The sequence below is a fragment of the Aeromonas sp. 3P genome, from assembly GCF_051919745.1.
GTDB lineage: Bacteria > Pseudomonadota > Gammaproteobacteria > Enterobacterales > Aeromonadaceae > Aeromonas > Aeromonas veronii.
This window is the reverse complement of the sequence record NZ_JBQBED010000001.1, coordinates 58,277-72,251: the sequence shown is the minus strand read 5'-3', so window position 1 is coordinate 72,251 and position 13,975 is coordinate 58,277. Positions and strand designations below refer to the sequence as shown.

The 13,975-nt window shown below is 58.4% G+C and carries 12 protein-coding genes; 4 read left to right on the top strand and 8 right to left on the bottom strand.

What is annotated here, in order from left to right; all coding sequences use genetic code 11:
* Positions 1-140: 140 nt before the first annotated feature.
* The 3 genes from miaE to ACTG19_RS00325 all read right to left on the bottom strand — a co-directional run bounded on the left by miaE (position 141) and on the right by ACTG19_RS00325 (position 3,134).
* On the bottom strand, positions 141-899 hold the full coding sequence (miaE, locus tag ACTG19_RS00335) for a tRNA isopentenyl-2-thiomethyl-A-37 hydroxylase MiaE (protein ID WP_005346385.1): 759 nt from the start codon (positions 897-899) through the stop codon (positions 141-143).
* A gap of 204 nt (positions 900-1,103) precedes the next feature.
* Positions 1,104-2,624, bottom strand: a complete 1,521-nt coding sequence (gene purF / locus ACTG19_RS00330) for an amidophosphoribosyltransferase (RefSeq protein ID WP_005351229.1) — start codon at positions 2,622-2,624, stop codon at positions 1,104-1,106.
* A 21-nt stretch (positions 2,625-2,645) separates the two neighbouring features.
* Positions 2,646-3,134 (bottom strand): CvpA family protein, encoded by a 489-nt coding sequence (locus tag ACTG19_RS00325; RefSeq protein WP_005337086.1) that lies wholly within the window; start codon positions 3,132-3,134, stop codon positions 2,646-2,648.
* An 8-nt stretch (positions 3,135-3,142) separates the two neighbouring features.
* Here ACTG19_RS00325 and ACTG19_RS00320 point away from each other — a divergent pair, with 8 nt between their 5' ends.
* Complete coding sequence (locus tag ACTG19_RS00320) at positions 3,143-3,319, top strand: hypothetical protein (protein WP_155395816.1); 177 nt, start codon at positions 3,143-3,145, stop codon at positions 3,317-3,319.
* Positions 3,320-3,321: 2 nt separating this feature from the next.
* Here ACTG19_RS00320 and serS read toward each other — a convergent pair whose 3' ends face one another.
* From serS to lrp, 5 genes are all read right to left on the bottom strand, one after another.
* A complete protein-coding gene (gene serS, locus ACTG19_RS00315; RefSeq protein WP_005351225.1) occupies positions 3,322-4,617 on the bottom strand; it encodes a serine--tRNA ligase in 1,296 nt (431 codons plus the stop codon).
* 308 nt (positions 4,618-4,925) lie between these two features.
* A complete protein-coding gene (locus tag ACTG19_RS00310) occupies positions 4,926-6,263 on the bottom strand; it encodes a replication-associated recombination protein A (RefSeq protein ID WP_113739366.1) in 1,338 nt (445 codons plus the stop codon).
* 76 nt (positions 6,264-6,339) lie between these two features.
* On the bottom strand, positions 6,340-6,948 hold the full coding sequence (lolA, locus tag ACTG19_RS00305) for an outer membrane lipoprotein chaperone LolA (RefSeq protein ID WP_041202312.1): 609 nt from the start codon (positions 6,946-6,948) through the stop codon (positions 6,340-6,342).
* An 80-nt stretch (positions 6,949-7,028) separates the two neighbouring features.
* On the bottom strand, positions 7,029-9,545 hold the full coding sequence (locus ACTG19_RS00300; RefSeq protein WP_113739365.1) for a DNA translocase FtsK: 2,517 nt from the start codon (positions 9,543-9,545) through the stop codon (positions 7,029-7,031).
* Positions 9,546-9,747: 202 nt separating this feature from the next.
* Positions 9,748-10,239: a leucine-responsive transcriptional regulator Lrp gene (gene lrp / locus ACTG19_RS00295; protein ID WP_005300047.1), complete on the bottom strand. Its 492-nt coding sequence runs from the start codon at positions 10,237-10,239 to the stop codon at positions 9,748-9,750.
* Between the two features lie 150 nt (positions 10,240-10,389).
* On the opposite strand from lrp, the gene ald reads away from it, so the two are divergent.
* From ald to ACTG19_RS00280, 3 genes are all read left to right on the top strand, one after another.
* Positions 10,390-11,505, top strand: a complete 1,116-nt coding sequence (gene ald / locus ACTG19_RS00290; RefSeq protein ID WP_076494667.1) for an alanine dehydrogenase — start codon at positions 10,390-10,392, stop codon at positions 11,503-11,505.
* Between the two features lie 185 nt (positions 11,506-11,690).
* Complete coding sequence (gene trxB, locus ACTG19_RS00285) at positions 11,691-12,641, top strand: thioredoxin-disulfide reductase (protein ID WP_439988557.1); 951 nt, start codon at positions 11,691-11,693, stop codon at positions 12,639-12,641.
* 62 nt (positions 12,642-12,703) lie between these two features.
* On the top strand, positions 12,704-13,951 hold the full coding sequence (locus tag ACTG19_RS00280) for a diguanylate cyclase (RefSeq protein WP_439988556.1): 1,248 nt from the start codon (positions 12,704-12,706) through the stop codon (positions 13,949-13,951).
* Positions 13,952-13,975: the final 24 nt, after the last annotated feature.

Genomic DNA, 13,975 nt, shown 5'->3' with positions numbered 1-13,975 from the left:
GGATTCAGCATAGAGCGCCAAATGCAGGAAGGAGGTACGACAGAAAAAAAGATCCCGGCTCAGGGCCGGGAATTGCGCTCAAAAGTAACTACTTGTCGCTCGTAGTAGGAACAGGGCAATAGTAGTTTGCCCCCTGTGCGTCAACAACTGTCAGATGTGACAGGCAGGCCGCTATGGAACCGGAACTGCGGATCCGGCGAGCAGATTAGCTCGGCTTCCAGCTTGCCAAAGAAGGCCACCCGTTCGCTGATATCCTCCCCTGCGTACTGTTCGGCCAGGCTCAGGTAATCCTGATAGTGGCGCGCTTCGGAGCGCAGCAAAGAGACATAGAAGCGGCTCAGCTCCTCGTCCAGATGGGGCGCCAGCTTGGCAAAGCGCTCGCAGGAGCGGGCCTCGATATAGGCACCGATGATCATCTTGTCGACAATGGTGGCCGGTTCATGGGTGCGCACATGCTGCATCAACTGGCGGGCATAGCGGGAGGCCGTCACCGGCCCGTATTCGATGCCGCGGGCCTGCATGATCTCCAGCACCTGCTCGAAGTGGTGCAGCTCCTCCTGAATGAGTCGCACCATGGGAAACAGCAGCGGATTGCGTTCCAGCTCGGCAAAGACGGTGCGATCAGACTCCCCCATGCTGCGTTTGCCCAAGATCTCGGCCTTCTCCGGAATGGCATCCAGCTCGCGATAAAACTCCAGCTTGGGCAGCAGATGGCGCTTGCCCTTGGGCAGGCAGTAGCGGCGCACCAGACTGTGTGCAGTGAGTGCGGCCTTGGTCTCGCAGTTGGCGTGATCGATGAGCAGGGTCGGTAAACGGGCCGGATCCCGCGCCATCTCTACCCACTCATCCGGGGTCTCGCACTGCAAAAACTGGCGCACTGGGGCTAGCAGATCATCCATCTGAACTCTCGTCTCTTAAAAGCGTATCGATCATATATGTTGCCGCCTATGCTAGCGGATCCTGCTGGCCATGCCCATATCCGGCAAGATAAGCGGATATTTTTCAAACAGATATCTCCTCCCCCTTCTGCCGTGTTAGGTAGAAACGACAATGGGGGCCACAGGCCCCCATCTCGCTATCCCATCCGGCAAAACCGCAAACGTTTAACTTCCTTCGTTAAAAATTTCCAGATTGCTGGTGCCTTCCTGCCACTCACGCACCGCTTTGGTGTCATCGTTGCGCAGGGCATTGAGGTGATCCAGATAGGACTGGTCCACATCGGAGGTGACGTAGTGACCATTGAACACCGAGGTCTCGAAGTGACGCAGATCCGGGTTGATCTCCCGCACGGCGGCTTCCAGATCTTCCAGATCCTGGAAAATCAGACCGTCAGCGCCAATCAGCTTGCACACTTCTTCCACTTCGCGACCGTGGGCGATCAGCTCGTTGGCGGTGGGCATGTCGATGCCATAGACGTTGGGGAAGCGAATTTCCGGCGCCGCCGAGGCGAAGTAGACCTTGGCTGCCCCCGCTTCACGGGCCATCTGGATGATCTGCTCGGACGTGGTACCACGCACGATGGAATCATCTACCAGCAACACCTTCTTGCCCTTGAATTCGGAGCTGATGGCGTTGAGCTTGCGACGCACCGACTTCTTGCGCTGGGTCTGACCCGGCATGATGAAGGTACGGCCGATGTAGCGGTTCTTCACGAAGCCCTGACGGTATGGCAGATCCAGGGTGTGAGCGATCTCCAGCGCCACGTCACAGGAGGTCTCGGGGATGGGGATAACCACATCGACGTCGAGATCTTCCCACTCGCGGGCAATCTTCTGACCCAGCTTGCGACCCATGTTGAGGCGGGCGGCGTAGACCGAGACCTTGTCGATGCACGAATCGGGACGGGCGAAATAGACATATTCGAAGATACAGGAGCTCATTTGCGGGTTCTCCGCACACTGCTCGGAGAAGAGCTGGCCCTGCTCGGTGATGTAAATGGCTTCACCCGGCGCAATATCCCGCACCGTCTCGAAACCGATGGCGTCGAGTGCCACGCTCTCGGAGGCGAGCATATACTCCACCTGGCCCTGCTCGTCCTGACGACGACCGAGGATCAGCGGGCGAATGCCGTTGGGATCGCGAAAACCGATGAGACCATGACCAATCACCAGCGAGACCACCGCATAAGCGCCGCGGATCTGCTGATGGGTTCTGCGCACCGCGGCGAAGATATCTTCGGGACGCAGGGCCATCTTGTCACAGCGATCCAGCTCGTGGGCCAACACGTTCAGCAACACTTCCGAGTCGGAGGTGGTGTTGATGTGACGGCGGGCGACCTTGAACTGCTGCTCCTTGAGCTCCTTGGCGTTGGTGAGGTTGCCGTTATGGGCCAGCACCATGCCGTAGGGCGAGTTCACATAAAAAGGTTGGGCTTCAGCGGCACTTGAGCTGCCTGCGGTGGGGTATCTGACATGACCTATGCCGATGTTCCCTTGCAGACGCTGCATGTGGCGCACTTCAAACACGTCCTTCACTAGGCCATTGGCCTTGCGTTGCCGGAAGTTTCCACTATCAATGGTCACGATCCCGGCGGCATCCTGTCCCCTGTGCTGCAACACCGTCAAGGCGTCGTAGAGGGCCTGATTGACGGGGGTGGTGCCAACTATACCGACAATACCACACATGTCTTTGCTACCTCGAAGTCACTATACCTGTTTAAGAAAACTGGATGAGTTCAACATGAACCCGAAAAACCACTGGATCACCGGCTTGAACTCCGGCACCAGCTTGGATGCCACCCACCAGTCGCTCTGGGAGAGGCTGGTGAAGGTATCCATGAAAAAAAGCAGGGCACTGACGATCAGCACCCCGCGAATTGCACCGAAGCAGACCCCCAGCACCCGATCGGTACCGGAGAGACCCGTCTTGTCCACCAACAGGCCCACCACATAGTTGACCACGCTGCCGAGGATCAGAGTCGCCACAAACAGCGCCGCGATGGCCAGACCGTTGCGAACCAGCGCGTCGGAGAAGGAGGTGAAATAGACGGCGAGATCAGGATAGAAATGGCTGGCAATAAAGAAGGCGACGAACCAGGTGACAAGAGACATGGCCTCCTTGACGAAGCCGCGCACCAGGCTGATGAGAGCAGAGAAACCGACGATGCCGATGATGGCGTAATCAATCCAGACCATAGAAAAAGATGTCCTGCGAAATTGCGGCGCAGTCTAACAAAAACGATTGCGCATTGCTTGATAAAAATGTGTTAACTGTTCAAAGCGACGCCGAAAAGCCGCATTTTTTCAGCACTAAAACGGTTGATCGGCGCCAGAATGCACAACGCCATGGCAATGCCATGGCGTTGTGGTCTGCGGCATGAACCTACCCGATGTGGGTCAGGCCACCCATGTAGGATTGCAGCGCAGCCGGGATGGCGATGCGGCCATCTTCCTGCTGGTAGTTCTCCATCACGGCAACCAGGGTACGACCCACTGCCAGACCGGAGCCGTTCAGGGTGTGCAGCAGTTGCGGCTTGCCGTCGATGCGCACGCGAGCTTGCATGCGGCGCGCCTGGAAGTCGGTGCAGTTGGAGACAGAGGAGATCTCGCGGTAAGTGTTCTGGGCCGGCAGCCACACTTCCAGATCGTAGGTCTTGGAAGCGCAGAAGCCCATGTCACCGGTAGAGAGCGCCATCACGCGATACGGCAGCTCCAGCAGTTGCAGCACCTTCTCGGCGTGACCGACCATCTCTTCCAGTGCATCCCAGGATTTCTCCGGATGAACCAGCTGAACCATTTCAACCTTGTCGAACTGGTGCATACGGATGAGGCCGCGGGTATCACGACCGTAGGAACCGGCTTCAGAGCGGAAGCAGGGGCTGTGGGCGGTCATCTTGATCGGCAGCTCTTGCGCGTCAAAGATCTCGTCACGGGCCATGTTGGTGAGCGGCACTTCGGAGGTCGGGATCAGGGAGAACTTGCGCAGCTTGCCCTCTTCTTCCCCTTCACCTTCGATACCGGTATTGAACAGGTCCTGAGCAAATTTCGGCAACTGGCCGGTGCCATAGAGGCTGTCCGGGTTCACCAGATAGGGCACGTAGCACTCGGTGTAACCGTGCTGCTGGGTGTGCAGATCCAGCATGAACTGAGCCAGGGCACGGTGCAGACGGGCAATCTGCCCCTTCATCACCACGAAACGGGTACCGGAGAGTTTGACGCCGTTCTTGAAATCAACGCCCTTGGCCGCTTCGCCCAGATCGATGTGATCGCGTACCGGGAAGCTGAACTCCCGCGGGGTCCCCCAGCGACGCACTTCCACGTTGTCGTTCTCGTCACGACCCACCGGAGTGGTCTCGCTCGGCAGGTTGGGGATGGCGTCGGCAATGGCTTTCAGCTGGGCCAGCAGGGCATCCAGCTCGACCTTGCTGGTTTCCAGCTCGTCGTTGATCTTGGTCACTTCGGCCTTGAGCGGGGCAACATCTTCACCACGACGGGCAGCTTCACCGATGGATTTGGAGCGGGCGTTGCGCTCGGCCTGCAGCTCCTGGGTACGGGACTGCAGATCCTTGCGTTTCTCTTCCAGAGCGTTGACAGCCGCTACGTCCAGAACGTAGCCACGTGTCGCCAGACGAGCGGCAGCCTCTTCGATATCGCTGCGCAGATATTTGGGATCCAGCATGGTTTACCTACTTTTTTAAAATGGGATCTGGGCCTGAGTCGTCATGACGGGCTGGGAAACAGATCCGGAAGTTAACATCGGTTGGCGCACCCCAATCGTCTTCAGAATCGGGCCTTAACTATCACAGGCCTTCGAGATCAAGAAGATGGCACAAGGCCAAGACAAGCGGGGTCAGACGGGCAGTGTAGCAGACCGCCCCCCCGCCCGAACAGGGACTATTTGTGTCGTTTTTACCGACTTTGGCACGCAAACCGTCCTGCATATTCAAACGCCTGACCAATTTTCAGCCATGCGAGGTAACAAAGGGGCTATTTGCCCCGTTGCTGCGGACTTTGCCTGTCCAGTTCATGGAGGTAATCGAGCTTCTGGCCAATCTGCTTTTCAAGGCCGCGATCGGTGGGCTGGTAGTACTGCTTGCCCGCCAGCTCGGGCGGGAAATACTGCTCGCCCGCCGCATAGGCGCCCGGCTCGTCATGGGCATAGCGATACTCGGCGCCATAGCCCAGATCGCTCATCAGCTTGGTCGGCGCATTGCGCAGGTGTACCGGCACCTCGAAGTCAGGGAGGTTTTTGGCATCATTAAGCGCCGCCTTCCAAGCGGTGTAGACCGCATTGCTTTTCGGGGCACAGGCGAGATAGACGATCGCCTGGGCGATAGCCCGCTCCCCTTCCGCCGGACCGATCCGATGGAAGCAATCCCAGGCCGACAGGGCGACCTGCATGGCACGGGGATCGGCATTGCCCACATCTTCCGAGGCAATCGCCAGCAAGCGGCGGGCGATATAGAGCGGATCGCAACCGGCGCTCACCATGCGGGCATACCAGTAGAGCGCTGCATCCGGCGCCGAGCCGCGAATGGATTTGTGCACCGCGGAGATGAGGTCGTAGAAGTGATCGCCCCCCTTGTCGAAGCGGGCCACATGTTCCCCCACCACGGCGGCGAGCAGGGCACTGTCGATCACCCGCACTCCAGTGCTGTCGGTTTCGGCCATGTCGGCCAACAGCTCCAGATAGTTGAGGGATTTACGCCCGTCCCCATCCACCGTCTTGGCCAGCGCCTCTTTGACACCGGGGGCGAAGGTGAGTGCCGGATCATTGAGACCACGGGGATCGGTCATCGCCTGATCGAGCATGGCGAGAATATCGCTCTCCTCCAGTCGCTTGAGCAGATAGACTCGGGCCCTGGAGAGCAGTGCGTTGTTGAGTTCGAACGAGGGGTTTTCGGTGGTGGCACCGATAAAGGTGATGGTGCCATCTTCAATGTGAGGCAGGAACACATCCTGCTGGCTCTTGTTGAAGCGGTGCACCTCATCCACAAACAGGATGGTGCGCACTCCGCGCCAGCTGTTCTCCTTCGCCTTGTCGATGGCGGCGCGGATCTCCTTGATACCGGAGGTGACCGCCGAGAGTCGCTCCACTTCCGCCTGGCAGTAGTGAGCCATCAACTCCGCCAGCGTGGTCTTGCCGGTACCGGGCGGCCCCCACAGGATCATCGAGTGGCAGTGACCCGCCAGGATCGCTTTGCGCAGGGGCTTGTCAGCCCCCAGGATATGTTGCTGACCGATATACTGGTCGAGGTTTTGCGGCCGCATCCGGGCCGCCAGCGGACGAAAGTCCGATGAGAAATCCAACGACAAGTTGCTCATCTGTATTGACCACCCAGCGTCACACCACTCGCCTTTGACTGGCGCAGTGGCGAGCAATCCAACGACCGCTTGCTCATTAGCGCTGGTCGTCCAGTTCGACCCCCTTCGGGATCTTGAAAACAAATTCGTTGCCCTTGAGCACCGGCTTGCGATTGAAGCTGCTCAGGGTGAATTCACTCCACTGCCCTTGTGCCTCTTTCACATCGAAACGACTGATGTTGTCTTGTCTGTCGAAGGTGACACGGAAGGAGGCGATCAGCTCATCCTTGTTGCGGCTGGTGACGGTGTAGACATCCCCCTGCTGGGTCACGTCATAGTTCTTCCAGAACTTGTCGTCATTGCCAGCGATCAGAATAAAGGGGGTGTTGAGCACCGCATCTTTCAGCTTGAGGGCGGTCACCTGCTCGACGAAGGGATCATAGACCCAGACATCCTGACCATCGGCCACGATCAGGCTCTCGTCCGGCGAGGTGGTGTGCCAGTTGAAACGGTTTGGCCGCTGCACCAGCAGATCGCCGCTGGCCTTTTGCAGCTCCTTGCCCTTGCTGTCATAGACGGTCTGGGCAAATTTGGCGGAGAAGAGGCTGACACCCGCCAGCTTCTGTTTGAGATCGCTGGCCGCATCGGCCCACACCTGGCTGCTGGCCATCAGCAGCACGGTACCCATCAACAGTTGTTTTTTCATCACGCTCTTCATAAAGACGCTCTCGATAAAAGGCCACGCCCGCGGAGGGCATGGCCAAGGATAGTATGAAACGATGAGGCTTAGTCCCGCACCGGCGGCGGTGCCAGGACGTCGCGCTGACCATTGCCACCCGGTGAGCTGACGATGCCCTGATTCTCCATCTGCTCGATGAGACGGGCTGCCCGGTTGTAACCAATCTTGAACTTGCGCTGGACGCTGGAGGTCGAGCCACGGCGGGACTCCACCACAAAAGCGACCGCTTCGTCGAACAGGGGGTCCAGCTCTTCATCGCCACCACCGCCATATTCGCCGCTGCCACCTTCACCACCCGACTCACCGGAGAGGATCTCCTCGATGTAGTTCGGCTCGCCGCGCAGTTTCCAGTCCGCCACCACCTTGTGCACTTCGTGATCATCGACGAACGCACCGTGTACCCGGGTCGGGTTGGAGGTACCGGCCGGCATGTAGAGCATGTCGCCCATACCGAGCAGAGATTCGGCACCACCCTGATCGATGATGGTGCGCGAGTCGATCTTGCTCGACACCTGGAACGAGATCCGGGTCGGGATGTTGGCCTTGATAAGACCGGTAATGACATCCACCGACGGACGCTGGGTCGCCAGAATAAGGTGAATACCGGCGGCCCGCGCCTTCTGGGCGATACGGGCGATCAGCTCTTCCACCTTCTTGCCGACGATCATCATCATGTCGGCAAATTCGTCCACCACCACCACGATGTGAGGCAGTTTCTCCAACTCTGGCGGCATCTGATCCATGGAGTCACCCGGGCGCCACAACGGATCCAGCAGAGGTTCCCCCTCCTCGATGGCAGCCAGCACCTTGTCGTTGTAGCCCTTGAGGTTGCGCACCCCGACTGCCGACATCAGCTTGTAACGGCGTTCCATCTCGCCCACACACCAGCGCAGGGCGTTGGCGGCATCCTTCATGTCGGTCACCACCTCGGTCAGCAGGTGCGGGATCCCTTCGTAGACCGAGAGTTCCAGCATCTTGGGGTCGATCATGATGAAACGCAGATCATCGGGGGATGACTTGTAGAGCATCGAGATGATCATGGTGTTCACCCCCACCGACTTACCGGAACCTGTGGTACCGGCCACCAGCAGGTGCGGCATCTTGGCCAGGTTCACCACCACCGGCTCTCCTGCGATGTCCTGACCCAGGCCCATGGTGAGCGGGTTGCGGCTATCGCGGAAAGCATCGCAGTCGAGGGTTTCGCGCAGGTAAACGGTCTGACGCACCCGGTTGGGCAGCTCGATACCGACATAGGTTTTACCCGGGATCACCTCAACCACCCGCACGCTGCTGGCAGACAAGGAGCGGGCCAGATCGCGTGAGAGGTTGGTGATCTTGCTCGCCTTCATGCCCGGCGCCAGATCCAGCTCGAAACGGGTAATAACCGGACCCGGATAGACACCCACCACCTTGGCCTGCACGTTGTAGTCGGCAAGCTTGGCCTCCACCAGACGACCCATGCGATCCAGCTCATCCTTGCTCATCATCTGGGTCTTGGCGGGTGGACGGTCGAGCAGTTCGATACTCGGCAACGGCGGCAGCGTAGATTGCGGACGACGCTTGGGCTTGGTCGGTGCGACGGCTACCGGCGCGGCGACCTCGTCGTCCCCTTCGGCCCACGGCAGATCCAGATCGTCATCATCATCGTCGTCGGCCACAGCCAGTACCGGCTGACGGCGCCCATTGGCAGCCGCCACCGCACGTTTCGGCTTGGCAGCCGGAGCCGGCTCATCATCTTCATCATCAAACTGGGGATCGAACTCGAAGGTATCGTCGTCGAGTTCCGGCAGCCACTCTTCGGAGGCAGCCTTCTGGTTCTTGGCCTTGGGCTTGCGAGTCCAACTTGTATGCGGCTCATCTTCCTCGTCATCAAACGCGATGGCCCCTACCCCGCCTTCCAGCAAGGGATCCGGCCCCTCGTTGCGGGGTTGACGCCAGCCACCGGTCAGCCAGCGGCCGAGGGTGGTCGGGAAGTGGTAAACAGCGCTGACCGAACCGGTGCAGGCCGCGCCGATCTGCTCGACGATGGTGAGCCAGGACCAGCCGGTAAACAGGGTGATGCCGGTTGCCACGAAGCAGAGCAGCATCAGATTGGCCCCGACGCCGCCAAACAGCGGCACCACCGCGGAGGCGATCACATCCCCCACCAGACCACCGGCGGAGAAGTTCTGCATATCGTTGAAGTTCATGCTGGCAATGGCCGACATGCCGAGCACGGTCAGGATAAAGCCGATGATCCGCACCCCCAGGGTGAGGTAATCCACATCGAGCAGACGGCTCGGGCGCCAGAACAGACTCCAGCCCAGCAGCACCACCAGCGGCGGCACCAGATAGGAGAAGGCACCAAAGGTAAACATGGTGATGTCGGCGAGCCAGGCACCGGCACTACCGGCGAGGTTTTTCACCTCCCCTTGCCAGGAGGTCTGGGACCAGCCGGGATCAGCGGGATGATAGGACAACAGGGCAAGCAGAAGATAAGCAGCCATCAGGGTGATGGCGATCAAGACGGCTTCGAAGATCCGTTGTGTACCTGATAAAGGAGTAAACAGCTTTTTATCGGCCAAACTCCGGCTCCTTTCTGAAAACATGTAATGCAGGAAATAAGGGGGCCTAGTATCCCCGAAAAGCCCATCGATTGTCAGCCAGAGCCTGATGGGACGGGGCCATATTTGCAATTATCTTTACAAGAAGAAACGAGCGGACCGGCCGCTCGTTTCTGACTGTCATGGTGTCTCATATGGAAAAGATACCGCGGCATAACCTGCTTTATCGGGTGCTGATCACCAGACGACTGCTCTGCTTGACCTCTTCCATCACCACGTAGGTACGGGTGTCATTGACACCGGGCAGACGCAGCAGGGTTTCCCCCAACAGACGGCGGTAAGCCGACATGTCGCTGACTCGGGTCTTGAGCAGATAGTCGAAGTCACCGGAAACCAGATGACACTCTTGGATCTCTTCGAGCACCTGAACAGCCTTGTTGAACTGTTCAAACACATCAGGCGCCCCGCGATTGAGGGTTATCTCTACAAACACCAGCAGAGATGCGTCCAGATAATGAGGGTTCAGAATAGCGGCATATCCTTCGATATAACCTTGTCGCTCGAGGCGACGAACCCGTTCCAGACACGGTGTAGGACTCAGGCCAACTCGCTTGGACAACTCAACATTCGAAATCCTGCCATCCTTTTGCAGTTCATTAAGAATGTTGCGGTCAATCCTGTCCAAATCCTTTAGCCGACTCTTAGCTTCCATCATTTTATTCCATCCTTTGGCTATTTTTTGGTAAGAATCACCAGTCATTTTATAATTATGGTCACAAATCCTGTCAATACCTGAATATACTAGGCGCAAATGTTGGTTAACATTTTGGCAACATGAAACACCAATCGATAGACGAGGGATAGCATGATTATCGGTGTACCTAAAGAGATAAAAAACCATGAATACCGCGTAGGCATGGTTCCGGCCAGTGTACGTGAACTGACAGCACGAAACCATACTGTTTTCGTCCAAAGCGGTGCCGGAAACGGCATTGGCTTCAGCGATGCAGATTATATCGCTGTTGGAGCCGAAATTTTGGCCTCTGCAGCAGAGGTTTTCGCCAAAGCCGAGATGATCGTCAAGGTCAAGGAACCTCAGCCTGTCGAATGTGCCATGCTGCGTCCGGGTCAGACCCTGTTCACCTATCTGCATCTGGCGCCAGACTTGCCCCAGACCGAAGCCCTGCTGAAAAGCGGCGCCATCTGTATCGCCTATGAAACCGTCACCGACGGCCGTGGCGGCCTGCCCCTGCTGGCCCCCATGTCGGAAGTGGCCGGACGCATGTCTATTCAGGCGGGTGCCCAGGCGCTGGAAAAATCGCGCGGTGGTAGCGGTGTGCTGCTCGGCGGCGTACCCGGTGTCGAACCGGCCAAGGTGGTGATCATCGGCGGCGGCGTGGTCGGCTCCAATGCAGCCCGCATGGCCATTGGCCTGCGCGCGGATGTGACCATCCTCGACAACAACATCGATACCTTGCGTCGTCTTGATAACGAGTTCCAGGGAGCAGCCAAGGTGGTCTACTCCAACAGCGAGACGCTGGAGCGCCATCTGCTGGCGGCCGATCTGGTCATCGGCGGCGTGCTGGTACCGGGTGCCACTGCGCCAAAACTTGTCCGCCGTGACCACATTGCGCGCATGAAGCCGGGTTCTGCCATCGTCGATGTGGCCATCGATCAGGGCGGCTGTGTGGAAACCTCCCACGCCACCACCCACCAGGATCCGACCTATATTGTCGATGAGGTGGTGCACTACTGTGTCGCCAACATGCCGGGGGCGGTGGCCCGCACCTCGACCGTGGCGCTCAACAATGCCACCCTCCCCTTTATCATCAAGCTGGCCCAGCAAGGGTATCGTCAGGCACTGCTGAGCGATCCCAACCTGCTGCACGGGCTCAACGTGATGGAGGGCAAGCTCACCTGCAAGGAAGTGGCCGTGGCACATGGCCTTGCCTACACGGATCCCCTGACCCTGCTGAACTGATCTGCTCTGGCCTGCGCCAGTTGGAGATGAGTGAAAATCCGCCCGCGATGGGCGGTTTTTTTATTCCTTTATTTTGCATGTCACCCCTTGTGAACACGATTAGTGCAATCGACTCACCAGCCTTTGACCCCGGATCACGAATTACCTACAATCGCGCAAACTCATCACATCCCGGAAATGACATCATGAGCCAAGTCACTCACAGCAAATTGCTGATCTTAGGGTCAGGCCCGGCCGGTTACACCGCGGCCGTCTACGCCGCCCGCGCCAACCTCAATCCCCTGCTCATCACCGGCATGCAGCAAGGGGGTCAGCTGACCACCACCACCGAAGTAGAAAACTGGCCAGGTGATCCGGAAGGCCTGACCGGCCCTGCCCTGATGGAGCGCATGAAAGAGCATGCAGAGAAGTTCGATACCCGCATCCTGTTTGATCACATCAACAGTGTCGAACTGACTCAGCGCCCGTTCCGTCTCAAGGGCGACAACGGCGAATACACCTGCGATGCCCTGATCATCGCGACCGGCGCCTCCGCCAAGTATCTGGGCCTGCCCTCCGAAGAGGCCTTCAAGGGTCGCGGCGTCTCTGCCTGTGCCACCTGTGACGGTTTCTTCTACCGCAATCAGGAAGTGGCGGTGATCGGCGGCGGCAACACCGCTGTTGAAGAGGCTTTGTATCTGGCCAACATCGCCAAGAAGGTGCATCTGATCCACCGCCGCGACGAGTTCCGTGCCGAGAAGATCCTGATCAAGCGTCTGCACGACAAGGTTGCGAGCGGCAACATCGTGCTGCACACCCACCAGACCCTGGACGAAGTGCTGGGCGATCAGATGGGGGTCACCGGTGTGCGCCTGCGCAACACTCAGAACCACAGCACCAGCGAGCTGCCGCTGATGGGCGTCTTCATCGCCATCGGCCACCAGCCCAATACCCAGATCTTCGATGGCCAGCTGGAGATGCAAAACGGCTATCTGAAGGTACGTGGCGGCCTCGACGGTTTTGCCACCCAGACCAGCATTGAAGGTGTCTTCGCTGCCGGCGATGTGGCCGACCACAACTACCGTCAGGCGATCACCTCTGCCGGTACCGGCTGCATGGCAGCCCTCGATGCCGAACGCTACCTCGACGCGCAATAAACAAGCGCAGTTGTGATATAAGGCATACCAGTCGGTATGCCTTTTTTATTTAAAGGAGTCTAATGAAACAGAAGATATTGATTGTCGAAGATAGCCTGACCATCCGCCGTATGCTGACTCAGGCTATTGCCCAGCAAACTGGCCTCGAGATTGACGCCTTCGATACCCTCGAAGGTGCCCGTCACTGTCGGGGCGAGGAGTATGTGGTCGCGCTGGTGGACTTGACCTTGCCGGATGCGCCCCGTGGCGAAGCGGTCAACGAGCTGCTGGCTCGAGGTTTGCCGGTGGTGATCCTCACTGCCGACATCAGCGAGGATAAACGTGCCGCCTGGCTGGAAACCGGCGTGCTGGACTATGTGATGAAGGATTCGCGCCACTCGCTGCAATATGCCGTCAGTCTGGTGCACCGCCTCTATCTCAACCAGTCCATCGAAGTGCTAGTGGTCGATGACTCACGCACCTCCCGTCACCGCACCATGGCCCAGTTGCGCAAGCAGTTGTTGCAGGTGCATGAGGCCAGTCATGCCCGTGAAGCGATGGCGATGCTGGAGCAACACCCGGGCATCCGGCTGGCACTGGTCGACTACTATATGCCGGATATCGATGGCATCAGTCTGGTGCGGATGCTGAGAGAGCGTTACAGCAAGCAGCAGCTCGCGATTATCGGGATCTCGGTCTCGGACAAGCGCGGTCTCTCTGCTCGCTATCTCAAGCAGGGCGCCAACGACTTTCTCAACCAGCCGTTCGAACCGGAAGAGCTGCAGTGTCGGGTCAGCCACAATCTGGAAGCGCTCGAGCAGTTCAACAGCATTCAGGAGTCAGCCAATCGTGACTACCTGACCGGTCTCTACAACCGGCGCTACTGGTTCAACGAAGGGCAAAAATGGTTTGAAGAACATCAGCGCCAGCAGACGCCTCTTGCACTATGTGTGCTCGATGTGGATCACTTCAAGCAGGTCAACGATCACTGGGGCCATGCCATCGGCGATCAACTGCTCTGTCATCTGACCCGGCTACTGACCCAGTTCTTCCCCGATGCCATGATCGCCCGGTTTGGCGGAGAGGAGTTTGCCATGATGGTGCCTCACTGTACCGTCCCTGTGTTGATCAAGCGTCTTGAAGGGCTGCGTCAGCAGCTGCGCCAGCAACCCTTGTCACCGGAAACCCCGCTCTTTGTTCGCGCCAGTTACGGCGTGATCAGCGTCAGGCGGATATCCATGGACGAGGCGCTGAGCGTAGCGGATCGGCTGCTCTATCAGGCAAAGAACACCGGTCGCGACAAGATAGTCTCTCAAGAGACAGCTATCTGAATCCTCAGGGCATCAGTCCCGTGT

Excerpts from the sequence above, each read along its gene's own strand:
- miaE (WP_005346385.1), bottom strand. The coding sequence starts at position 899 with ATGGATGATCTGCTAGCCCCAGTGCGCCAGTTTTTGCAGTGCGAGACC.
- purF (WP_005351229.1), bottom strand. The coding sequence starts at position 2,624 with ATGTGTGGTATTGTCGGTATAGTTGGCACCACCCCCGTCAATCAGGCC.
- ACTG19_RS00325 (WP_005337086.1), bottom strand. The coding sequence starts at position 3,134 with ATGGTCTGGATTGATTACGCCATCATCGGCATCGTCGGTTTCTCTGCT.
- ACTG19_RS00320 (WP_155395816.1), top strand. The coding sequence starts at position 3,143 with ATGTCCTGCGAAATTGCGGCGCAGTCTAACAAAAACGATTGCGCATTG.
- serS (WP_005351225.1), bottom strand. The coding sequence starts at position 4,617 with ATGCTGGATCCCAAATATCTGCGCAGCGATATCGAAGAGGCTGCCGCT.
- ACTG19_RS00310 (WP_113739366.1), bottom strand. The coding sequence starts at position 6,263 with ATGAGCAACTTGTCGTTGGATTTCTCATCGGACTTTCGTCCGCTGGCG.
- lolA (WP_041202312.1), bottom strand. The coding sequence starts at position 6,948 with ATGAAAAAACAACTGTTGATGGGTACCGTGCTGCTGATGGCCAGCAGC.
- lrp (WP_005300047.1), bottom strand. The coding sequence starts at position 10,239 with ATGATGGAAGCTAAGAGTCGGCTAAAGGATTTGGACAGGATTGACCGC.
- ald (WP_076494667.1), top strand. The coding sequence starts at position 10,390 with ATGATTATCGGTGTACCTAAAGAGATAAAAAACCATGAATACCGCGTA.
- trxB (WP_439988557.1), top strand. The coding sequence starts at position 11,691 with ATGAGCCAAGTCACTCACAGCAAATTGCTGATCTTAGGGTCAGGCCCG.
- ACTG19_RS00280 (WP_439988556.1), top strand. The coding sequence starts at position 12,704 with ATGAAACAGAAGATATTGATTGTCGAAGATAGCCTGACCATCCGCCGT.